The 20014-nt window shown below is 72.4% G+C and carries 21 protein-coding genes and 7 tRNA genes; 11 read left to right on the forward strand and 17 right to left on the reverse strand.

Annotated features, from left to right (window positions below):
- Positions 1 to 39 precede the first annotated feature (39 nt).
- Positions 40 to 702: a potassium channel family protein gene (locus ACIBA9_RS20595; RefSeq protein WP_399364855.1), complete on the forward strand. Its 663-nt coding sequence runs from the start codon at positions 40 to 42 to the stop codon at positions 700 to 702.
- A 28-nt stretch (positions 703 to 730) separates the two neighbouring features.
- Here ACIBA9_RS20595 and thrS read toward each other — a convergent pair whose 3' ends face one another.
- From thrS to ACIBA9_RS20610, 3 genes are all read right to left on the reverse strand, one after another.
- The gene (gene thrS / locus ACIBA9_RS20600; RefSeq protein WP_399364857.1) at positions 731 to 2707 is read right to left on the reverse strand and encodes a threonine--tRNA ligase; all 1977 of its coding nucleotides are present in this window, start codon (positions 2705 to 2707) and stop codon (positions 731 to 733) included.
- A gap of 144 nt (positions 2708 to 2851) precedes the next feature.
- Entirely contained in the window at positions 2852 to 4084 is a 1233-nt protein-coding gene (locus ACIBA9_RS20605; protein WP_399364859.1) for a hypothetical protein, read from the reverse strand.
- On the reverse strand, positions 4081 to 4647 hold the full coding sequence (locus tag ACIBA9_RS20610) for a DUF4365 domain-containing protein (RefSeq protein WP_362159955.1): 567 nt from the start codon (positions 4645 to 4647) through the stop codon (positions 4081 to 4083). The genes ACIBA9_RS20605 and ACIBA9_RS20610 overlap by 4 nt, the downstream gene beginning before the upstream one ends.
- Positions 4648 to 4815: 168 nt before the next feature.
- On the opposite strand from ACIBA9_RS20610, the gene ACIBA9_RS20615 reads away from it, so the two are divergent.
- Positions 4816 to 5541: a 3'-5' exonuclease gene (locus ACIBA9_RS20615; RefSeq protein ID WP_399364861.1), complete on the forward strand. Its 726-nt coding sequence runs from the start codon at positions 4816 to 4818 to the stop codon at positions 5539 to 5541.
- A 91-nt stretch (positions 5542 to 5632) separates the two neighbouring features.
- On the opposite strand, the gene ACIBA9_RS20620 is transcribed toward ACIBA9_RS20615, so the two are convergent.
- The 4 genes from ACIBA9_RS20620 to ACIBA9_RS20635 all read right to left on the reverse strand — a co-directional run bounded on the left by ACIBA9_RS20620 (position 5633) and on the right by ACIBA9_RS20635 (position 7144).
- Positions 5633 to 5704 (reverse strand) — tRNA-Val (locus ACIBA9_RS20620).
- Positions 5705 to 5743: 39 nt separating this feature from the next.
- Positions 5744 to 6190, reverse strand: a complete 447-nt coding sequence (locus ACIBA9_RS20625) for an SRPBCC family protein (protein WP_399364863.1) — start codon at positions 6188 to 6190, stop codon at positions 5744 to 5746.
- Positions 6191 to 6505: 315 nt separating this feature from the next.
- Positions 6506 to 6577 (reverse strand) — tRNA-Val (locus ACIBA9_RS20630).
- An 84-nt stretch (positions 6578 to 6661) separates the two neighbouring features.
- Positions 6662 to 7144: a TIGR02611 family protein gene (locus tag ACIBA9_RS20635; RefSeq protein WP_399364865.1), complete on the reverse strand. Its 483-nt coding sequence runs from the start codon at positions 7142 to 7144 to the stop codon at positions 6662 to 6664.
- Between the two features lie 191 nt (positions 7145 to 7335).
- Between ACIBA9_RS20635 and ACIBA9_RS20640 the strand changes: the two genes are divergently transcribed.
- Together ACIBA9_RS20640 and ACIBA9_RS20645 are read left to right on the forward strand one after the other, a co-directional pair.
- Positions 7336 to 7749, forward strand: coding sequence for an SsgA family sporulation/cell division regulator (locus ACIBA9_RS20640; protein ID WP_004002642.1), 414 nt, complete (start codon positions 7336 to 7338; stop codon positions 7747 to 7749).
- Positions 7750 to 8049: 300 nt separating this feature from the next.
- Complete coding sequence (locus tag ACIBA9_RS20645) at positions 8050 to 8610, forward strand: CGNR zinc finger domain-containing protein (protein ID WP_362159964.1); 561 nt, start codon at positions 8050 to 8052, stop codon at positions 8608 to 8610.
- Positions 8611 to 8665: 55 nt separating this feature from the next.
- Here ACIBA9_RS20645 and ACIBA9_RS20650 read toward each other — a convergent pair whose 3' ends face one another.
- Entirely contained in the window at positions 8666 to 8818 is a 153-nt protein-coding gene (locus tag ACIBA9_RS20650; protein ID WP_235458847.1) for a hypothetical protein, read from the reverse strand.
- A gap of 206 nt (positions 8819 to 9024) precedes the next feature.
- A complete protein-coding gene (locus ACIBA9_RS20655; protein WP_399364867.1) occupies positions 9025 to 9468 on the reverse strand; it encodes a hypothetical protein in 444 nt (147 codons plus the stop codon).
- 323 nt (positions 9469 to 9791) lie between these two features.
- On the opposite strand from ACIBA9_RS20655, the gene ACIBA9_RS20660 reads away from it, so the two are divergent.
- Positions 9792 to 10316 (forward strand): DsbA family protein, encoded by a 525-nt coding sequence (locus ACIBA9_RS20660; RefSeq protein ID WP_399364869.1) that lies wholly within the window; start codon positions 9792 to 9794, stop codon positions 10314 to 10316.
- A gap of 110 nt (positions 10317 to 10426) precedes the next feature.
- Here the strand turns inward: ACIBA9_RS20660 and ACIBA9_RS20665 are convergent, their stop codons facing one another.
- The 3 genes from ACIBA9_RS20665 to ACIBA9_RS20675 form a co-directional block, all read right to left on the reverse strand.
- Positions 10427 to 11251, reverse strand: a complete 825-nt coding sequence (locus tag ACIBA9_RS20665; RefSeq protein WP_399364871.1) for a GNAT family N-acetyltransferase — start codon at positions 11249 to 11251, stop codon at positions 10427 to 10429.
- Positions 11252 to 11345: 94 nt separating this feature from the next.
- Positions 11346 to 12167, reverse strand: a complete 822-nt coding sequence (locus ACIBA9_RS20670; RefSeq protein ID WP_362160249.1) for an aminodeoxychorismate lyase — start codon at positions 12165 to 12167, stop codon at positions 11346 to 11348.
- Positions 12164 to 13228: a chorismate-binding protein gene (locus ACIBA9_RS20675; RefSeq protein ID WP_399364873.1), complete on the reverse strand. Its 1065-nt coding sequence runs from the start codon at positions 13226 to 13228 to the stop codon at positions 12164 to 12166. The genes ACIBA9_RS20670 and ACIBA9_RS20675 overlap by 4 nt, the downstream gene beginning before the upstream one ends.
- A gap of 178 nt (positions 13229 to 13406) precedes the next feature.
- Here ACIBA9_RS20675 and ACIBA9_RS20680 point away from each other — a divergent pair.
- The 5 genes from ACIBA9_RS20680 to ACIBA9_RS20700 all read left to right on the forward strand — a co-directional run bounded on the left by ACIBA9_RS20680 (position 13407) and on the right by ACIBA9_RS20700 (position 13884).
- A tRNA-Gly gene (locus ACIBA9_RS20680) sits at positions 13407 to 13479 on the forward strand.
- Positions 13480 to 13517: 38 nt separating this feature from the next.
- Positions 13518 to 13591 (forward strand) — tRNA-Cys (locus ACIBA9_RS20685).
- A gap of 1 nt (position 13592) precedes the next feature.
- Positions 13593 to 13664: transfer RNA gene (locus ACIBA9_RS20690), tRNA-Val, on the forward strand.
- A 47-nt stretch (positions 13665 to 13711) separates the two neighbouring features.
- Positions 13712 to 13783 (forward strand) — tRNA-Val (locus tag ACIBA9_RS20695).
- 29 nt (positions 13784 to 13812) lie between these two features.
- A tRNA-Val gene (locus tag ACIBA9_RS20700) sits at positions 13813 to 13884 on the forward strand.
- 57 nt (positions 13885 to 13941) lie between these two features.
- On the opposite strand, the gene ACIBA9_RS20705 is transcribed toward ACIBA9_RS20700, so the two are convergent.
- The 3 genes from ACIBA9_RS20705 to ACIBA9_RS20715 all read right to left on the reverse strand — a co-directional run bounded on the left by ACIBA9_RS20705 (position 13942) and on the right by ACIBA9_RS20715 (position 15827).
- Positions 13942 to 14238: a zf-TFIIB domain-containing protein gene (locus tag ACIBA9_RS20705; RefSeq protein ID WP_399364875.1), complete on the reverse strand. Its 297-nt coding sequence runs from the start codon at positions 14236 to 14238 to the stop codon at positions 13942 to 13944.
- 80 nt (positions 14239 to 14318) lie between these two features.
- Positions 14319 to 15356 carry a phosphotransferase family protein gene (locus ACIBA9_RS20710; RefSeq protein ID WP_399364877.1) on the reverse strand — a complete coding sequence of 346 codons (1038 nt, stop codon included), beginning with the start codon at positions 15354 to 15356 and terminating at the stop codon, positions 14319 to 14321.
- A gap of 294 nt (positions 15357 to 15650) precedes the next feature.
- Positions 15651 to 15827 (reverse strand): hypothetical protein, encoded by a 177-nt coding sequence (locus tag ACIBA9_RS20715; protein ID WP_399364879.1) that lies wholly within the window; start codon positions 15825 to 15827, stop codon positions 15651 to 15653.
- A gap of 604 nt (positions 15828 to 16431) precedes the next feature.
- Between ACIBA9_RS20715 and ACIBA9_RS20720 the strand changes: the two genes are divergently transcribed.
- Positions 16432 to 17838, forward strand: a complete 1407-nt coding sequence (locus tag ACIBA9_RS20720; protein WP_399364881.1) for a protein kinase — start codon at positions 16432 to 16434, stop codon at positions 17836 to 17838.
- Positions 17839 to 17854: 16 nt separating this feature from the next.
- Here ACIBA9_RS20720 and ACIBA9_RS20725 read toward each other — a convergent pair whose 3' ends face one another.
- Both ACIBA9_RS20725 and cobA read right to left on the reverse strand, forming a co-directional pair.
- Positions 17855 to 18673, reverse strand: a complete 819-nt coding sequence (locus ACIBA9_RS20725; RefSeq protein WP_362159985.1) for an RNA methyltransferase — start codon at positions 18671 to 18673, stop codon at positions 17855 to 17857.
- 91 nt (positions 18674 to 18764) lie between these two features.
- Complete coding sequence (cobA, locus tag ACIBA9_RS20730; protein ID WP_399364884.1) at positions 18765 to 19997, reverse strand: uroporphyrinogen-III C-methyltransferase; 1233 nt, start codon at positions 19995 to 19997, stop codon at positions 18765 to 18767.
- Positions 19998 to 20014: the final 17 nt, after the last annotated feature.

A 20014-nucleotide genomic window follows, 5' to 3' on the forward strand; every position in this document is an offset into this window, starting at 1 on the left:
CGGGGCGTCCCGAAGACGCTCTCCGGCCAAGCTTGGCCGGTGGACGACGACACCCCCTACGCCCGCTGGGAGCAGCGCACCGAGATTCCGCTCTTCCTGGCGTCGCTGGTCTTCATGGCCGCCTATGCCACCCAGGTACTGGCCGTGGACCTGTCGGCTGGGTGGCGGGACCTGTGCCGCTTGGCGATGCTCGCCCTCTGGGCGCTGTTCGCCGCGGACTACCTGGTGCGCCGGCGGCTGAGCGGCCAGCGTTTCGCCCACTTCGTCGCCACGCACTTCCTGCACACGGTGGTGGTCCTCCTGCCGCTGCTGCGGCCGCTGCGGATCGTTCCCCTCTACGACGTCATCCAGCGCCGGCGGCGCGAGCCCCGGCTGTCCCTGTACGCGCGGGTGATGGCCTACGCGAGCCTGTCCACCCTGCTGCTGGGCTTCGCCGGGGCGCTCGCGGTCTACCAGCAGGAGCGCGGAGCCCCCGGGTCCACCATGCACACCTTCGGCGACGCCGTGTGGTGGGCCGCGTCCACGCTCAGCACGGTCGGCTACGGCGACGTCACCCCGGTGACCCCGCTGGGCCGGGTGATCGCGACCGGGATGATGGCGTGCGGGCTGGGCCTGCTGGGAGCGGTGACGGGCTCGTTCTCGTCCTGGCTGATGCAGACCTTCTCCCGCCAGGGCGACGAACGAAGGCCCCCGGGGCGGTGAACCCCGGGGGCCTTTCGCAACCGGCGGGTCAGACCTGGGTCCGCTCCCGCACGACGTCGGCGATCTTCGCGATGGCGTCGTCGAACGGGATGCCGTTCTCCTGGGAACCGTCGCGGTAGCGGAAGGACACCGAGCCGTTCGACATGTCCTCGTCGCCCGCGATGACCATGAAGGGCACCTTCTGCTTCTGCGCGTTGCGGATCTTCTTCTGCATGCGGTCCGAGGAGGAGTCCACCTCCACGCGCAGGCCCTGCCTCTTGGCGGCCGCCGCGAACTTCTCCAGGTACTCCACGTGCGCGTCGCCGATCGGGATGCCGATCGCCTGGACGGGGGCGAGCCAGGCCGGGAAGGCGCCCGCGTAGTGCTCCAGGAGGACGGCGAAGAACCGCTCGATGGAGCCGAACAGCGCGCGGTGGATCATGACCGGGCGCTGCTTGGAGCCGTCCGGGCCGGTGTACTCCAGGTTGAAGCGCTCGGGCAGGTTGAAGTCGAGCTGGATGGTCGACATCTGCCAGGTACGGCCGATCGCGTCCTTGGCCTGGACGGAGATCTTCGGGCCGTAGAAGGCGGCGCCGCCCGGGTCGGGAACCAGGGGCAGGCCCTGCTTCTCGGCGACCTTGCGCAGGGTCTCGGTCGCCTCCTCCCAGGCCTCGTCCGAGCCGACGAACTTCTCCGGGTCCTTGGTGGACAGCTCCAGGTAGAAGTCGGTCAGGCCGTAGTCGCGCAGCAGGCCGAGGACGAAGGTGAGGGTGGTGTCCAGTTCCTCGGACATCTGCTCACGGGTGCAGTAGATGTGCGCGTCGTCCTGGGTGAAGCCGCGGGCCCGGGTCAGGCCGTGCACGACGCCCGACTTCTCGTACCGGTACACGGTCCCGAACTCGAAGAGACGCAGCGGCAGTTCGCGGTAGGAGCGGCCGCGCGCGTCGAAGATCAGGTTGTGCATCGGGCAGTTCATGGGCTTGAGGTAGTAGTCCACGCCCTCGTCGAGCTGCATGGGCGGGTACATGCCGTCGGCGTACCAGTCCAGGTGACCCGAGGTCTCGAAGAGCTTCCCCTTCGTCGCGTGCGGGGTGTAGACGAACTCGTAGCCCTCCTCCTCGTGGCGGCGGCGCGAGTAGTCCTCCATCACGCGGCGGACGATGCCGCCCCTGGGGTGGAAGACGGCGAGGCCGGAGCCGATCTGCTCGGGGATGGAGAAGAGGTCCAGCTCGCTGCCGAGCTTGCGGTGGTCACGCTTCTCGGCCTCGGCGAGGAAGTCCAGGTGCGCCTTCAGCTCGTCCTTGGACGGCCAGGCGGTGCCGTAGATGCGCTGCAGCATCGGGTTCTTCTCGCTGCCGCGCCAGTAGGCGGCCGCGTTGCGCATCAGCTTGAAGGCCGGGATCAGGCGGGTGGAGGGCAGGTGCGGACCGCGGCAGAGGTCCTTCCAGCACAGCTCGCCGGTCTTGGCGTCCAGGTTGTCGTAGATCGTCAGCTCGCCGGCGCCGACCTCGACGTCCGCGCCGTCGTCGTGCGACGCCGAGCCCTTGAGGCCGATCAGCTCCAGCTTGTACGGCTCGTCCGCCAGCTCTTCGCGGGCGGCCTCGTCGGTGACGACGCGGCGGGAGAACTTCTGCCCGCGCTTCTGGATCTCCTGCATCTTCTTCTCGATGGCCTTGAGGTCATCGGGGTGGAAGGGCTTCTCGACGTCGAAGTCGTAGTAGAAGCCGTCCTTGACGGGCGGGCCGATGCCCAGCTTGGCCTCGGGGAACAGCTCCTGCACGGCCTGCGCCATGACGTGCGCGGTGGAGTGGCGCAGGATGTTCAGGCCGTCCTCGGACGAGATCTCGACGCCCTCGACCTCGTCTCCGTCGGACAGCGGGTGGGCGAGGTCCCTCAGCTCGCCGCCCACCCGCGCGGCGATGATCGAGCGCTCGCCCGCGAAGAGGTCGGCGGCCGTAGTGCCCGTCGTCACCACGCGTTCTTCCCGCTCGGAATCGCGTTGGATGATCACACGGACGTCTGACACCGGTCTCTCCTGACTGAAGGTGGGGTGCGGCGCCATACCCGGAGCGCGCGCACAGGCGATCGTACCGACCCGATGGCGCCGACCGCGAAACGGTCACCGTCGGTCCACGTCCCCTTACGCGCACGCCCCCTTCGCCGCGCGGCCTCAGTCGCCGTCCTCGCCGGCCTCCCCGCACGCCTCCTCGAGGAAGTCGGGGTTCTCCCGGAGGGACTTCAGCAGCCGGTCCCGCTCGCCGGCGTCCACCTCGACGGGCACGACCCCGCAGGCGCCGGTGAGCCTGCGGAACCCGCCGCGCCGCTCCAGCCGGCCGTGCACCCGCACCGGCAGTCCGACGAGGTGGGCGTGGCCGGCGACGCGGTAGTCCTCCTCGTCGAGGGTGACGCGCAGATGCGGGACCTCGGCGCCGGCGAGCACGCGCAGGCGTACGGTGCCCTCGCCGCCGGGCCCGGAGCGGTGCATGCGGACGACGGCGCCGGTGACACGGACCGGCACGGAGGGTTCCGTGCACAGGTAGCGGGCCGCGGCCTCGCGCAGGACGGGCAGGTCACCCGGTGAGAACTCGACGGGTTCGGGGCCGGCGGCACAGCCTTCGGGCACCCCGGCGGCCGGAGCCCAGGCGACGGCGATGCGGGCGCCCTCGGTGCCGCGCACCAGCACGGTGAGCGCCTCGGTCAGTTCCCGGCTGACGCCGGCCTCGACCGCCCCGTCGAAGACGTCCATCCCGCCGGTGGCCCGCCGGTAGTCGATGGCCTCGCGGGTGGCGAAGAGCGCCTGGTGGAGGCGGACGGCGAGGGAGCGACACGTGGGGACGGGCGCGAAGGCGGTGAGGGTGCGGCCCTCGACGGCGGGCCCGACGAGGACGTCCGCCAGGAGGGCCGCGGCCGGTCGGCGGTGGCGGGCGCCGTGGTACCCGGCTCGCGCCCGGGTGGCGAGCGCGGCGGCGAGCAGCATCTGCCGGGCGGCGGCGCGCAGTTGCTCGTCGGCCGGCCAGGGCGCGGCGCCGACGGGCCCGCCGGGCGTGTCCCGCCACCAGCGGATCTCGTCGCTGGGCACGGCGAGGGAGATCAGCACCTCGCGCGCGGAGGGCGTCTCGCTGCGGGCGAGGGCGTCCAGGGCCTCGCCCAGCAGATCGTCGCTGTCGGGGAAGGCGCGGCTCTCGGGCACGAGCAGGCTGGTCCCGCCGCCGCCCGGCCCGGGCGGGGTCCAGCGGCCGTAGCGGCCGGCCGCTCCCCCGCGCCGCTGCCACCCGTGCCGGTGCAGCAGGGCGCCGAGCACGGCGGGGTCGACGGCGGCGGGCTGCGGGGGCCGGTGCCAGGAAGGCTCGTCGGGGTGCGGCCGGACCTGCCGGACCGGCCCGTCGTACGGACGACTGCTCATGGCCTGCCTCCCGTCCCGATCCGCGTCATGATCTCGCAGAGCGCCCGGTCGTCGAAGATGCGCGAGGTCGGGATCCGCACGGTGGTCCGGTGCCGGCCGGTGACCGGGTGGCCGGCGAGGTCGACCCAGTAGCAGCAGTGCCTGAGGTCGAGCCGGTCGTGGCCGGCGCGCAGCCAGTCGTCCTGGGAGCGCGGAACGAGCATGACGACCAGGATCTTGTGCACCGAGACGGGTGTGCGGGCGAGCTTGCGCAGATGGTCGTTGTCGAGGGTGAAGGAGAAGAAGCTGCCCGGGGGGTTCGGTGCCACCTGGTAGGTGCATTTGAGCTGCACCTTGATGGTGACCTCGTCGTCCACCAGGTGTCCGGGGGCGCTGTGGCTGACGTGCCAGTCGATGCCGTTGTCCGGGAAGGGCTGGGACAGCGAGCAGCCGGCCGCGGCGGCGACCGCGTGCAGATAGCCGACCTGCAGGGTCTCCATGCAGGCGGTGGTGGCGAGCGTGCCGCGGAGGGTGCCCGTGCGCTCGGGCAGCAGCCCGCCGCGCTCGGGCTGCGCTATGGCCATGACCAACAGCCTTCCGAGCCAAGTGTTTTCCTGCTGCGGGCCGCTGAACTGCAAAGACCCGTACTCCTGTTGTCTCCTCGCGGCGTACGGCGCAAACGGCCCGGGTATCACCAAACAGGCAGAAGACGGAATGCCATCTGCCGTGGGTGAACGAGGAGTTGTGTGGAGATGACGACCTGGTACGAGGGGCCGCTGGCCGCCTTCGACACGGAGACGACGGGCGTGGACGTCGAGACCGACCGGATCGTGTCGGCCGCCGTCGTCGTCCAGGACGCGCCGGGCACCCGGCCGCGGATGGCACGCTGGCTGGTGAACCCGGGCGTACCGGTGCCGCCCGCGGCGACGGCGGTGCACGGCCTGACGGACGAACACCTGCAGCACAACGGCCGCTGGCCGGCGCCGGTGATGTACGAGATAGCCGAGCAGCTGGCGGAGCAGGCGGCGATGGGCCGCCCGCTGGTGGTCATGAACGCGCCGTTCGACCTGACCCTGCTGGACCGGGAGTTGCGCCGGCACCGGGCGTCCTCGCTGGACCGCTGGTTCGCGTCGGTGCCGCTCAGGGTGCTGGACCCGCGGGTGCTGGACAAGCATCTGGACCGCTACCGCAAGGGCCGCCGCACACTGACCGACCTGTGCGCGCACTACGACGTGACGCTGGAGGGCGCGCACGACGCGGCCGCGGACGCGCTGGCGGCGCTGGACGTCGTGCGGGCCCTGGGTCGCCGATTCGCGACCCGGCTGGAGCGCCTCTCCCCCGCCGAGCTGCACACGCTCCAGGCGAACTGGCACGCGGCGCAGGCCCGCGGGCTCCAGGCGTGGTTCGCGCGCAGCGGTTCGCAGGAGATCGTCAGCACGGAGTGGCCGTTGCGCCCGGAGCTGCCCGCGGCGGCCTGAGCGGGGCGTTGCCCGCCTCTCGTGACGCTTCCTCAGCCGCCCGGGCGGGCATGCGAAAGCCGGCCTGCGGACGCAGACCGGCCTTCCCCGGTGGGCGATACTGGGTTCGAACCAGTGACCTCTTCGGTGTGAACGAAGCGCTCTCCCACTGAGCTAATCGCCCGGGAACGCACTGAACAATACAGGCCCGCACGCCGTTCGTTCAAACCGCTCGCAGATGGCGCCGCAGCCCGCGCAGCCCAGCCCGCATCATCAGCCGGTGGTTGGCGCGGAAGGCGGGCCGTCCCGCCAGGGCGAGCCGTCTGAGCAGGGGTTTGCGCACGTCGACGTCCTGGTCGTACCGGGCGAGGGTGCCGGAGCCGGCCGCGCTGACGGTCCAGCGGGCCCATCCCTCGATGTCCCCGGAGATCACGATCTCCAGGACACCGGCGTCGGGGTCCCGGCGGGTCTCCCGGGCGGTGAAGGTCATGGCGTAGGGCAGCACGGACCGGATGGTGATGATCCCGGTGGTGTCGTCGCTCCGGATCACCTCCCGCACCTGGGGCCACCAGCGGGGGTAGTCCTCCGGCCGCTCCAGCGCGCCGAACACGGCGGCCGGCGCGGCCGGCAGGGACCACAGGCTGCGGAAACGGTAGTGGTTCCAGTCCATGGGGCGAGTCTGCCAGCGCGTGGGGTGTACGGAGACCGCGTGGGGTGTACGGAGACGGGGAACCGGAGGGGAATTCCCGCCCTTCCTCTTCACGCGCCTCTTCACCCGCCTCTTCATCGACGCGGAAGTGACACAGCCTCACGTCGCCTGCGCGCACGGGAACTTGATGCCCTGCGGAATTCCCTTGTTTGTCGTACCGCTGCGGAGATAAGGAGGAATTCCGAAAAGGGACCGGGATTTCCGGCGGGTGCGACACGGCCCCGGCGCCAAACGCCGACGGCCCACCTGCTTCAACAGATGGGCCGTCGGTCCGGGTGGGCGATACTGGGTTCGAACCAGTGACCTCTTCGGTGTGAACGAAGCGCTCTCCCACTGAGCTAATCGCCCGGGCGCAGGGAGAACATTACCCCATGTCAGGGGGTGCCTCCGACCAGGGGCGGGGCCGGCGGGCGGCCGGTCCCCGGGGACGGATCACTGGTCCTTGATCTTCCACGGCATGACGACGCCGAACTTCCACAGGTAGATCCCGACCAGTGCCCCCACGATCACCAGGCCGGTCGCCGTGAGGATGATGTTGCGGCGGCGGACCGTGGGGTCGAGGGCCCGCTGGGCCGCCTCGGTGACCTTGCGCTTGGTCCAGCGCAGCACGAGCTGGGCCCACACGAACTCGGTCGCCCAGATCGCCATGCCGCCGAAGATCACCACCCAGCCGGGTCCCGGCAGCGGCAGCATGATGACGCCGGCCACGACGACCGCCAGGCCGACCACGAAGACGCCGACCTGCCAGCTCAGGTGCAGGGCCCGGCGAGACCTGATGAATTCCGGCGCGCGGGAGCCGAGCCCGCGCTCGGCGCCTTGCTCGCCCACTCGCCCGTCCGCCTTCGCCTCGCCCGTCTCACCCGAGTCGGCCGCCGCCACGACGACCTCGCCCGGTTGGTCACTCCCCGTATTCATGCAGACAAACCCTACCGGAGTGAATCCGGTCACCGGAATGGTCGTAGGTCTGGTACGAGTTCTCGGCCGGAAGAGTTACGTAAAGACACGCAAAACACTCAGAGGGGTTTACAACGGCACCGTAGGTGGCATGTCGATTTCGCCGACGTGCGAATCCCCGAGCGCACACTGAGCGAAAGGCCCTGGCGCTTATGAACACCACGGTCAGCTGCGAGCTGCACCTGCGCCTCGTTGTGTCGAGCGAGTCCTCCCTGCCTGTCCCCGCAGGCCTGCGGTACGACACGGCCGACCCCTACGCCGTGCACGCCACCTTCCACACCGGAGCCGAGGAGACCGTCGAGTGGGTGTTCGCCCGCGACCTCCTCGCCGAGGGGCTGCACCGGCCCACCGGCACCGGCGACGTCCGCGTCTGGCCATCCCGTAGTCATGGCCAGGGCGTCGTGTGCATCGCCCTCAGCTCCCCGGAGGGTGAGGCCCTCCTCGAGGCCCCTGCGCGGGCCCTGGAGTCCTTCCTGAAGCGAACCGACGCCGCCGTGCCGCCCGGCACGGAACACCGGCACTTCGACCTGGATCAGGAGCTCTCGCACATCCTGGCGGAGAGCTAGGCCGCCGCCTCTCGAAGCAGCCCGGCGCCGTCCACTCGGGGAGACGGCTCGGGCCAAGACAACCGCATAGGGAACAGGCCGTCGCCGTCACCGTGCGTGTTCGCGGGACGGCGTCGGCCTGTCCGCGCCGGCTCCCTCGGCGGCCGGCCGGGAACCCGCCGACGCCCGGTGGCGTTCTACGGACAGTCGCGGGTCGGCGATCGACGGCCGGCCGGCCGTCGATGCGGTGGGCACGGTTGTCGCTACCATCGGCCAGCATCGGCGGGCGTCGGCCCGACCCCCCAGGCCAGGGAGCGCAATGTGCTGATCACCCACGACACCCGGTGCGCACTCGACACCGTGGTGGATCTGGTGAACACCGCCCCGGAGGACGACGCGGCGACGGACGGGCTGCCCGACGTCGCGACGCTCGCGGATTTCGTACGAAGGCACGAGATCAGCGACGTCGGCGTGCTCTCCGAGTTCGACCTCGCGGCGGTGCGCCGGGTCCGGGGACGATTCGCGGCGATCTTCGCGGCGCCCGACGCCCGGACCGCCGCCGGGGTGATCAACGAGCTGATCGCCGCCGCGGGCACCACCCCTCGGCTGACGGACCACGACGGCTACGACTGGCATGTGCACTACTTCGCGCCCGGCGCCTCGGTGGCCGACCATCTCGCGGCCGACTGCGGGATGGCACTCGCCTTCTTCGTGGTGGCCGGGGAGGAGGAGCGGCTGCGGCGCTGCGAGGCACCGGACTGCCGGCACGCCTTCGTCGATCTCTCCCGGAACCGCTCGCGCCGCTACTGCGACAGCCGCACCTGCGGGAACCGGCTGCACGTCGCCGCCTACCGGGCCCGGCGCAAGGAGGCGGCGGGCTGACACCTGCGCTGCGACGTCGGCCCCGGCGGGTGGCGCCGGGACGGACGTGTACGGCTCACAGCAACAGCAGGTCATGCAGCGCAGCCATGAGGAGCAGACACCCGATCACCGCAAGGAAGATCATCAGCGGTGGCTGGGAAAGGGCGAAGAGGCAGCCGCGCGGCTCGTCCTTCGGCGGCGCGGCCTCGCTCTGTTCCGTGTCCAGCATCTCGTCGCCGATGATGGCTCACTCGGCGGGTACACGCGATCAACACGCGAGGATCTTGCCGGAGTTCGCCGAATACCGTGATCTCTCGTCCGTCTGATGACCGATTCCGGACGTCCCGGGACTCACTGTGACGTTTCAGCGCGTGAGCGGGAAAGTCACCCGCGGGGCTCCCCCTCGCGCCTCCCCGTCGAGCGCGCGGCTTCGCTTCATATGCCGTGCTTCTTCAGGATGGCCTCGATGTCGCTGAAGTCGTCGGCCGTGCCGGAGGACCGGGGGGCCGCGGTCGGTCGTGCCGCGGGTCTGGTCACCTGTCCCAGGGAGGGTTCCGAGGCCGCCGGGGCCACCGCCGCACGGCCGGCGTCCTTGGCCGCCTTGCGCTCGGCCCGGGTGCCGCCACGCCGGCGCTCCGCGGCGCGGGTGCCGGCGAAGAGCAGCCAGGCCGCGCCCAGCACTCCGAAACCGGCCCAGGCGGTCGGGCTGAGGGCGGTGTCGGCGAGCCAGCCGACGACCCCGGTCATCACCAGGCCCACCGGCACCAGCGAGTAGGCCGCGATCCGGGCCGCCGCCAGGAAACGCTTGCGGTAGGCGGTGACCACCGCGATACCCAGGCCCGCCGCGGACACGGCGGAGCAGACGGTCTCGGCAATCATCCGGTCCTCCTGGGCGGGTTCGGTCGGGCGCGGGAACGGCGGGCTGCGCACCGGTGCGGAACGGCGCGTCCGATCCCCCTCCATCCTGCACCGCCCGGTCCTCGTGGTGCCATGCTCCGCGACCGACATCAGGGAGATCTCCGGGTCGTCGGGCGCATCTCCGGGTCGGCGAAGAGATCTCCGGGGCACCCCTGTCCGAACCCCGAACCCCGAACCCCGAGTCCCCGGCGCTCCGGCCCTCCGCCCCTTTACCTCCCCCCCGGCTCCTTCGCCCCCCGGCTCCCGATTGGGTCGCCCGCGCCCGGCCTGGAAGACTGGGGCGCATGAGCGACACCTCCCCCGCACGCACCGACGCCCCGGTCCTCGACGTCTGGTGCGAACTGCAGTGCCCCGACTGCCGCACCGCCCTGGACGACGTCCGCGCGCTGCGGGCCCGCTACGGCGACCGGCTGGAACTGCGCCTGCGGCACTTCCCGCTGGAGAAGCACAAGCACTCCTTCGCCGCCGCCCAGGCCGCCGAGGAGGCGCTGGAGCAGGGCAAGGGCTGGCCGTACGTGGAGGCAGTGCTGGAGCGGGTGGCGGAGCTGGACCGTGCGGGGGAACCCCTCCTGGTCGAGGTGGCCCGCGAACTGGGGCTGGACGCCGAGGAGTTCGACACCGCGCTGATCGACGGCCGGCACATCCTGATCGTCGACGCCGACCAGGCCGAGGGCAAGGCCATCGGCGTGACCGGCACGCCGACGTACGTCATCGGGGGTGAGCGGCTCGACGGCGGCAAGAGCCAGGAGGGGCTGCGCGGGCGGATCGAGGAGATCGCCGACCGGCTGCTGGCCGAGCGAGAGGCCTGAGCCGAGCGGGAGGCCTGAGCCGAGCGGGAGGCCTGAGCCGAGCGGGAGGCCTGAGCCGGCCGGTGCCCCGACAGGGGCTCGGCGCGGGCGGCCCGATCCGGTCGGGGCCCCTACGGCAGGGGCTTGGCGAGGGAGTGGCTCACCGTCTCGTAACCGAGCGACGCGTACAGCCGCTCGGCCGGGGCGTTGCCCGTGAACACGTTCAGGCCGAGGACTGTCCGGCCGGCCCCGATCGCCTGGCGCTCCGCCAGCAGCATGAGCGTACGGCCGTGCCCCCGGCCGCGGTGCGCCGCGTCGGACTCGACGTCGAACACGTAGGCACCGGCGTCCTCCAGCGCCACCCAGAGCGTGCCGACACGGGTCCCCTCGTGCTCCAGCACGCTGAAGACCATGCCGTCGGTCGCCAGGCCACGCGGCAGCAGCCGCTGGTGGTCATCGGCCGCCTTGGCGCGGGCCACGGCCTCCGGGAGACCCCGTTCGATCCACTCGCGCGCGTAGCGCTCGCTCTCGTAGTCGCGCCAGGCGGCGAACTCGGCCCCCGTCATGGGGCGGGCCACGCTGCCCGGCGGCAGCGCGGGCGGGGCGGTACCGAGGCGTTTCCGCATGCCGCGGTTGCGCACGTGGTAGCCGAGGGCGCCGAACAGCCGCAGGGCGACCTCGGCCGTCGCGGGCACGAGTGCCTCGATCTGCGCGCAGCCCCAGCCGCGCGCCACCTCCTCGGCGGCGAGCGCGGCCACCGTGGCGCGACCGCGCCGCCGGTCGGGCTCGGCGATCCGCAGATCGAGGATTCGGGCCACCGAGTCGCCGAGGGCCGGCGACGTACCGAGGTGGATCTCGCCGACGGGACGGCTGTTGACGCACACCTGGTAGCGGCGTGACCGGGTTCCGTCGGGGTTGTTCCGGAGCGGCTCGGCCGGCCGCAGGGTCGTGGTCATCACAGCTGTTCTACCCACCGTGGGCCGCCGCGTCAGCCGCTTTTCCGTCACTCGCGGCTCTGCACGCCGCCGTCCTCGGCCGGTCGGGCCGGGCTCAGGGGTCCAGGTCCTGCCCGGACCGCTCGTCGAAGATGCGCATCGCCTTGGCGGTCACGGGCCCGGGGGTGCCGGCCGCTTCCCGGCCGTCGACCCGGTGCACCGCCTGCACGTCCCGCAGGGTGGAGGTCAAGAAGATCTCGTCGGCCCGCGCCAGGACGTCCAGCGGCAGATCGGTCTCCTTGGCGCCGGTCCACTCGACGGTCAGTGCGCGGGTGATGCCGGGCAGGCACCCGGAGGCGACCGGCGGGGTGTGGATCTCGCCGTCCAGGACGACGAAGACGTTGGAGCCGGTGCCCTCGCAGAGCTGCCCGACCGTGTTGCCGAACAGCGCTTCGGAGGCGCCGTGTTGGTGGGCGCGGGCCAGGGCGACGACGTTCTCGGCGTACGAGGTGGTCTTCAGTCCGGTGAGGGCACCGCGCTCGTTGCGCGTCCAGGGGACGGTGATCACCGCGGTGGAGTCCGGGCGGCGGGTCGTCCCGCCGACGGCGACGACCAGGGTGGGGCCGTGCTCGCCCCGGTCCGAGCCGAGCGGGCCGTGGCCGCCGGTGTAGGTGATCCGCAGCCGGCCGAGCGGCATCGGGTTGGCCTCCAGCACGGCCGTACACGCGCGGCGGACCTCGTCGAGGTCCGGGTCGGGCAGGCCGAGACCGCGGGCCGAGCGGGTCAGCCGGTCGAGGTGGCGGGTGAGCGCGAACGGCCTGCCGTCGGCCGCCTTCACCGTCTCGAAGATGCCGTCACCGACGGTCAGTCCGTGGTCGAAGACGGAGACCCGGGCGGTCTCCAGGTCCCGCAGTCCGCCGTCCAGCCAGATCCTCATGCGCACGCCCTTCCGCTCTCCTCGTACGCCCCCGACGCTACCGCGAGCAGCCGGGACGCCTTCAGTTCGGTCTCCCGCCACTCGCCCTCGGGATCGGATCCCCAGGTGATGCCGGCGCCGGTGCCGAAGCGCAGGACGCCCTCGGCGCGGTCGATCCAGAAGGTGCGGATGCCCACCGCCAGCTCGCCGGTGCCCCGGTCGGCGTCGACCCAGCCGATGCCGCCGCAGTACGGTCCGCGCGGGACCGGCTCCAGGGCCTCGATGATCCGCAGGGCACTCGACTTCGGCGCTCCGGTCACCGAGCCGGGCGGGAAGGCGGCGGCGAGCAGTCCGGGCCAGCCCACCCCCTGGTCCAGCTCGCCCCGGACCGTCGACACGAGGTGGACCAGGCCGGGGTGTTTCTCCACGGCGCACAGGTCGGGGACGGTCACGCTGCCGGTCGTGCAGACGCGCCCCATGTCGTTGCGGACGAGGTCCACGATCATCACGTTCTCGGCGTAGTCCTTCTCCAGGAGGTCCGCCTCGGTGCGCCCGGTGCCCTTGATCGGCCCCGACTCCACGATCCGGCCGTCGCGGCGCAGGAACAGTTCGGGGGAGGCGGTGGCGATCTCCACGCCGTGCTCCGGCAGGCGGATCGTTCCTGCGTACGGCGCGGGGTTGCCCCGGGCCAGCAGCGCGGTCAGGGCGTCCACGTCGGCGTCGGGGGCCACCGGTGTGCTGAGCACCCGGCAGAGGTTGGCCTGGTAGACCTCGCCGGCCGCTATGTGGTCGCGGATGCGGCGGACGGCGGCCGTGTACGCGGCGCGGTCGAGGGAGGAGGTCCACTCCCCCACCGCCGGTGCCCGCCAGCCGCCGGGCACCGGGGCGGGCACCGGCTTCTCCCGTACGTCCGCGAACCGGGCGCAGGTCAGCCGGCCCTCGAAGTCCGCGCAGACGGCCCAGAAGCCGGTGGAGTCCAGGGCGGCCGGGTCGCTGGTGACGTCGAGGAGGCCGGTGGCGACGCGGTCGCCGAAGCGGGCCAGGGGCGCCGGAGCGGGGGCGCCGGGTGGGTCGTGGAGCACGTGCACGAGTCTAGGACGGGTGGCGCGGGGGTGGCCCTGGGATGTCCCGGAGGGGGCCCCGGCCGTCGGCTCCCCCGAGCACACCGCAGCACGCTGGGTAAACGCGTTTTTGTGCTGGCCCGGGAATCCGCTAGAGTTCAACACGTCGCCGGGACGCGCAAGCGCACCGAAAAGACAGGCGGACGTAGCTCAGTTGGTAGAGCGCAACCTTGCCAAGGTTGAGGTCGCGAGTTCGAGCCTCGTCGTCCGCTCGAAGGAAGAAGGGGTCTTCCCGATCCCCTACACTCCTGGTGGAGTGGCCGAGAGGCGAGGCAACGGCCTGCAAAGCCGTCTACACGGGTTCAAATCCCGTCTCCACCTCCAAGGACGATTAGCTCAGCGGGAGAGCGCTTCCCTGACACGGAAGAGGTCACTGGTTCAATCCCAGTATCGTCCACTGGATCTTCTCGCAGGATCCGAGGATCTTGTCCGAGATCCGAACCCGCGCGATTAGCTCAGCGGGAGAGCGCTTCCCTGACACGGAAGAGGTCACTGGTTCAATCCCAGTATCGCGCACCGACTGTGATCCCCGGGTCACAGCCCGCGGACGATTAGCTCAGCGGGAGAGCGCTTCCCTGACACGGAAGAGGTCACTGGTTCAATCCCAGTATCGTCCACACGACAAGCAAGCCCCCGGCCGTCTCCACGGCCGGGGGCTTGCTTTGTGCCCGTGCTCAGCTGGAGAACAGCATGTGTCCGAAGCTCTTGTGCCGGTGGTGCCCGTGGTGACCGTGACCGCCCCCGTGGTGGCCACCGTGCGGGGCGCCCCAGACGGGAGCGGCCGGCGCCGGGTACGGCTGGGGAGCCTGCGGGGCGGGCGGCGCGGGCTGGGACCACTGGGACTCCAGGCGGGTCAGCGCCTCCAGCTCGCCGTAGTCGAGGAAGATGCCGCGGCAGCCACTGCACTGCTCGATCTGAATGCCGTTGCGGTTGTAGGTGTGCATCGGCGCATGGCACTTCGGACACTGCATGGTCGGCTCAACTCCTCGCCGGTCGGTCCTGCTTCGCGTTTCCCCAGGACAGACTCCGTGCGGCCCCGGGCGGTTGCAGCCTAGTCCGGGAAACCGCGGGGCAACTGACGCGGGGCGGAGGTCATTCGGGCGCAGGCCTCGATCAGGGCCTGTTCCACCTCGTCAAGTGGCCGGTGGGCCGCGAGCGCCTTGGTGATCGCCAGCGCGGCCGTCTGTACGGTGAGCGCGCGGGCCGGGACGTCCAGGGCGGCCCAGGGATCGGCGTCCGGTGGGACGGCCGGGCCGCCGGCCCGCTGGTAGGCGCTCAGGAAGCGGGTCCACTCGTCGGGCGGGAGTAGACCGCAGGCGTACCAGGCGGCGGGGCGGGCGAGGTCCCAGGCCGGAACCCCGACGCCGAGGTCGTCGACGTCGATCAGCCGCCAGGGGCCGCCGGGGGCGGGGTGCCGGACGAGCTGGCCCAGGTGCAGATCCCCGTGGCACAGCAGCGCCGGCCCGGGCATCGCCTCCTCCGCCCGAGCCCACGCGGGCAGCCCGCCCCAGGCACGGAGAACGATCCGCGCGGCGGCACGCGGCTCGGTCAGCGGGGGTATCGGGCTCGGGGATGCGTAAGGGACGGGGTGCGGGGCGGGGTGCGGGGACGCCTTGGGGACCGGGGCCGTCTCGGGGGTGGTGCGCAGGGCCGTGCGGAGGCGGGCTATTGCCTGGGCGGACTTGGCGGGGCCGCGCATGGGTGGCAGCGTGGCGGGCGGTGTCGTGTCGTGGAGGCGGGCCAGCAGTGTGGCGACGGCCTCCCAGGGAGCGGCGTCCGGGTCGTCGGGGTCCACGGGGGCGCCGTAGGGCCACAGGGACACCAGGCGGTCGTGCAGCGGGACGGGGACCGGCCCGAGCGGGGCGAGGAGGATGTCGGGGCAGTGCGCGGCCGTGGCCAGCCGCAGGCTCAGCTCGGCGGAGTCGGTACCGGGGGCGTGTGCCTTCGCGACGGTGCCGGCATGGCGTACGACGGTGGCATCGGGCCGGTCGGCCAGCAGGTCGGGGGCGCCGCACTCGCAGGTGCCCTCGCCGGCTCGCGGGTGGGCGGCGGCTCTGGCCTTCGCGGTGAGCGCGGCAAGGAGGTTCACGGGGGCCTTTTGAGGTCGGGGTGTGCGCAGTGAGGGTACGCCGGTACGCCTCGGGCGGCATCGGTGCCCCGGCCTGGCTCGGGTGGTTCTCGGGGCGCGTCCGCCGTGCGCCGGTCCCGTAGGTCGTCGACGTCCTCCCCGGTGTCGGAGGGGCGACGGCGGGGGCAACGGCCTAATGCCGGCGCAGCTCCCCAGCTGCGCCGGCATTTGTGCCGTCCGCCGCACCCCCGTCCCCACGGGGTTTCATGGATGGATGTCCCACCCGGACCGCTCTTCCGGGCCTGGGGTCGCCGCTCAGCGCCCCAGCATCACACCCACGGACGACGCCTGTGTGGCCACCGTCTCCCAGCCGTCGAAGACGAGCAGGAGCAGGGCCGCCAGGGGAAGGGCCATGAGCGTCGCCACCAAGGGGTGGCGACGGCCCGTCCGGCGGGAAGCGAGCGTCGTGCGCCGCGGTGCCGGGTGGGCCATGGTCCCTCTCCTGACCGTCTGTGTTGTCGTTGGCAGCGGCGGGTGTCTGGCCTCGGGGGACGAGTGCTTTCACCCGCCGCTTGACCTCAAATCTAGGCTCGGGGCCGCCCGCGGTCGTCATGCCTTCGTACCGATTGGCGGGCCTCCCGGAGGATGAGCCACGACCTGCGGAGTACTCCCCTGGGTGGAGACGCGGTTTCAGGTCTCGGGGTCTTCCCGGAGGGGTCGCCCGCTCTGTCCGGTCATTTCGGAAGCGCCCGATGAGTCCGGCGGAGTGACTTCGATCACTCCGACCGGTGGTCGGGAGGGCGGGATACGTGGGCGGTGATCCGCCCGGCGTCCGGCCTCGCGGGTGGTCCGTGACGGCGCCGCGGCGGACGCGTCGCACCCGGCGCCCACACCCTCGACGAGGCCAACCCCCTTTCGCGAAAGCTCGGTTGGAACTGGCGAGCGGTCAAGAGTGGCGTGCCTCATGGGTTCCTGACCTTCTCTCACCCCCTACGGGTGGCCCGCGCAATCCGTTCGGGCCGGAGGGCGCGGCCTCTGCGCGCGGGCGGCCGTGGAAACGTAAGCTGTGCCACGTCACAAGGACCGGGCAGCGGGGATGAACATGGCGATGATGCGCCTGAGGCGCGAGGACCCGCGTGTCGTCGGCTCGTTCAGGCTTCACCGACGGCTCGGCGCGGGCGGGATGGGCGTCGTCTATCTCGGCTCGGACAAGAAGGGTCAGCGGGTCGCGCTCAAGGTGATCCGGCCCGACCTCGCCGAGGACCAGGAGTTCCGTTCCCGGTTCGCGCGCGAGGTCTCGGCGGCCCGGCGCATCAGGGGCGGCTGCACGGCCCGGCTGGTCGCCGCCGACCTGGAGGCGGAGCGGCCCTGGTTCGCCACCCAGTACGTGCCCGGGCCCTCGCTGCACGACAAGGTCGCCGACGAGGGGCCGCTCTGCGCGGCGGACACTGCCGCGGTCGGCGCGGCCCTGTCCGAGGGGCTCGTCGCCGTGCACGAGGCCGGTGTCGTCCACCGGGACCTGAAGCCCTCCAACATCCTGCTGTCCCCGAAGGGGCCGCGGATCATCGACTTCGGCATCGCCTGGGCGACCGGCGCCTCCACCCTCACCCATGTGGGCACCGCGGTCGGCTCCCCCGGCTTCCTCGCCCCCGAGCAGGTGCGCGGCGCGGCGGTCACCCCGGCCACGGACGTGTTCTCGCTGGGCGCGACCCTGGCCTACGCCTCGACCGGCGACTCCCCCTTCGGGCAGGGCAGTTCCGAGGTGATGCTCTACCGGGTGGTGCACGAGGAGCCGCACCTGCACGGTGTGCCCGACGCGCTCGCCCCGCTGGTGCGGGCCTGTCTGGCCAAGGACCCCGAGGACCGGCCCAGCACGCTGCAGCTGTCGCTGCGGCTGAAGGAGATCGCCGCCCGCGAGGCACAGGGGCTGGCCGACGTACGGCCGCCGGCGCCGCGTGCCGCCGAGGCGGACCGGCCCACCGGACGGCTCGTCGAGACCTATCCCGAGCAGCAGCGCACCCAGCGGCGCACCTCCCCCGGCACCCCGCTGCCGCGCGGGTCCGCCCCGGTCCGTGGGGGCACTCCGGCGCGCGGCGGGGTCCCCTCGCGTGGCGGCAGCGGCGCACGCGGCGGGGGCGCCTCCCGGCCGGGGGCGGCCCGCCCGACCCCCGCGCCGCGCGTCGGCGCCCCGCGCTCCGGCAGCGGGAGCCGGCCCGCTCAGCGCGGTGGGCCCCGGCGGCCGGGGCAGCGTACGGCGGGATCCGGACGGCGCCCGGCCAATCCACGGCTGCTGCGGCAGCGCCTGTTCGTGTTCGTGGTGGTGACGCTGCTCGTGGCACTCGGCATCGCCGTGGCGCAGGGCTGTCAGGGCCCGGCGCGCGGGCTCGGCGGCGACGACGGTGTCCGGCAGCGGCAGGCCCAGCCGAGCCTCACACCGCCGGACGGGAGCGGGGACGCGTCCGCCGGGCCGGAGGCGCGGGTGAGCGGGGACTTCGGGAAGTGAGCGCCGGACCCGGCGCTCAGGACGCCGGGCGGCCGGTGGCGACGGCGTAGAAGGCCACCGCGGCCGCCGCTCCCACGTTCAGCGAGTCGACGCCGTGGGACATCGGGATGCGGACCCATTCGTCGGCGGCCACCAGAGCCTGCGTGGACAGTCCGTCGCCCTCGGCGCCGAGCATGAGCGCCACCCGGTCCATCTTGTGCGGGGCCGCCTCGTCGAGGGTGCGGGCCTTGTCGTCCGGGGTGAGCGCGAGCAGGGTGAAGCCGGCCTCGCGGACCGAGTCCAGGCCCTTGGGCCAGGTGTCGAGCCGGGCGTAGGGCACCGAGAAGACCGCGCCCATGGAGACCTTGACGCTGCGGCGGTACAGGGGGTCGGCGCAGTCCGGGGAGAGCAGGACCGCGTCCATGCCGAGGGCGGCGGCCGAGCGGAAGATCGCCCCGATGTTGGTGTGGTCGTTGACCGACTCCATGACCACGACCCGGCGGGCGGAGCGCAGCAGTTCGGCGTCCGTCGGCAGCGGTTTGCGCTGCATGGAGGCGAGGGCGCCGCGGTGGACGTGGTAGCCGGTGACCCGTTCGGCGAGTTCCGGGCTGACGGCGTACACCGGGGCGGGAAGCTCGTCGATGACGTCCCGCATGACGTCGATCCACTTGGCCGACAGGAGCATCGAGCGCATCTCGTAGCCCGCCTCCTTGGCCCGGCGGATGACCTTCTCGCCCTCGGCGATGAACAGACCCTCGGCGGGTTCGCGTTTGCGGCGCAGGTCCACGTCGGTCAGGCCCGTGTAGTCGCGGAGGCGGGGGTCGTCGGGGTCCTCGACGGTGATGAGATCGGCCACAGGGTGATACTGCCTTGTCCTGGGTGTGGTGCCAACGGCTGGGAGCGGGTGCGTTACCCATGGTTACGTGTGATCAGGTGGTTACGTGTGATCAGGCGAGAGGCTCCGGGCCGACGTTCACCACCTCGCCGACGACGATGACGGCCGGGGGCTTCACGCCTTCGGCGCGTACGGTCTCCCCGACCGTGGCGAGGGTGGCGTCCACCCGGCGCTGCGCGGCCGTGGTGCCCTCCTGGACCAGGGCGACGGGCGTCTCGGGGGCCCTGCCGTGCGCGACGAGCGTCTCGGCGATCTTCCCGATCTTGTCGACGCCCATCAGGATCACGAGCGTGCCGGTGAGCCTTGCCAGCGCCGGCCAGTCGACCAGGGAACGCTCGTCGTCGGGGGCGACATGGCCGCTGATCACGGTGAACTCATGGGCCACACCGCGGTGGGTGACCGGTATGCCGGCCGCGCCCGGCACCGAGATCGAGCTGGAGATGCCGGGGACCACGGTGCATGGGATCCCGGCCTCGGCGAGCGCCTGGACCTCCTCCATGCCGCGGCCGAAGACGTACGGGTCGCCGCCCTTGAGCCGGACGACCGACTTGCCCTGCTTGGCGTGCTCGATCAGCGCGTTGTTGATGGCCTCCTGGGCCATGAAACGCCCGTAGGGGATCTTCGCCGCGTCGATGACCTCGACGTGCGGCGGGAGTTCGGCGAGCAGATCGCGCGGTCCGAGCCGGTCGGCGATGACGACGTCCGCCTCGGCGAGCAGCCGACGGCCGCGAACGGTGATCAGGTCCGGGTCGCCGGGTCCACCGCCGACCAGGGCGACGCCGGTCGCCCGGCCGCGATGCTGCGGGGCGACGAGGGTGCCGTCCCGCAGGCCCTCGACGACCGCGTCCCGGACGGCGGCGGTGTGGCGGGGGTCGCGGTCGCGCGCCTCCCTGCTGAGCACCGCGACGGTGACGCCCTCGCCGTGGCCGGTCGCCGGGGTCCAGGCGGTCGCCTCGTCGGCGTCGTCGGAGCGCACGCACCACACGCGGCGCCGCTCGGCCTCGGCGGAGGCGCGCGCGTTGGCCTCGGGGTCGCTGGTGGCGACGAGCGCGTACCAGCTCCCGGCGAGGTCGCCCTCGGCGTACCCGCGCCGCTCCCAGCGGATCTCGCCGCCGTCCGCCATGGCTTCCACGGAGGGGGTCGCCTCCGGGGAGACGAGCACGATGTCCGCCCCCGCGGCGATGAGCGCCGGCAGCCGCCGCTGGGCCACCTGTCCGCCGCCGAGAACGACCACGCGGCGGCCGGAGAGGCGGAGGCCTACGGGGTAGGCGGGGTGTTCGGCCATGGGTGCGGCTCCTCGCG

It is taken from the genome of Streptomyces sp. NPDC051452, assembly GCF_044454765.1.
Lineage (GTDB): Bacteria > Actinomycetota > Actinomycetes > Streptomycetales > Streptomycetaceae > Streptomyces.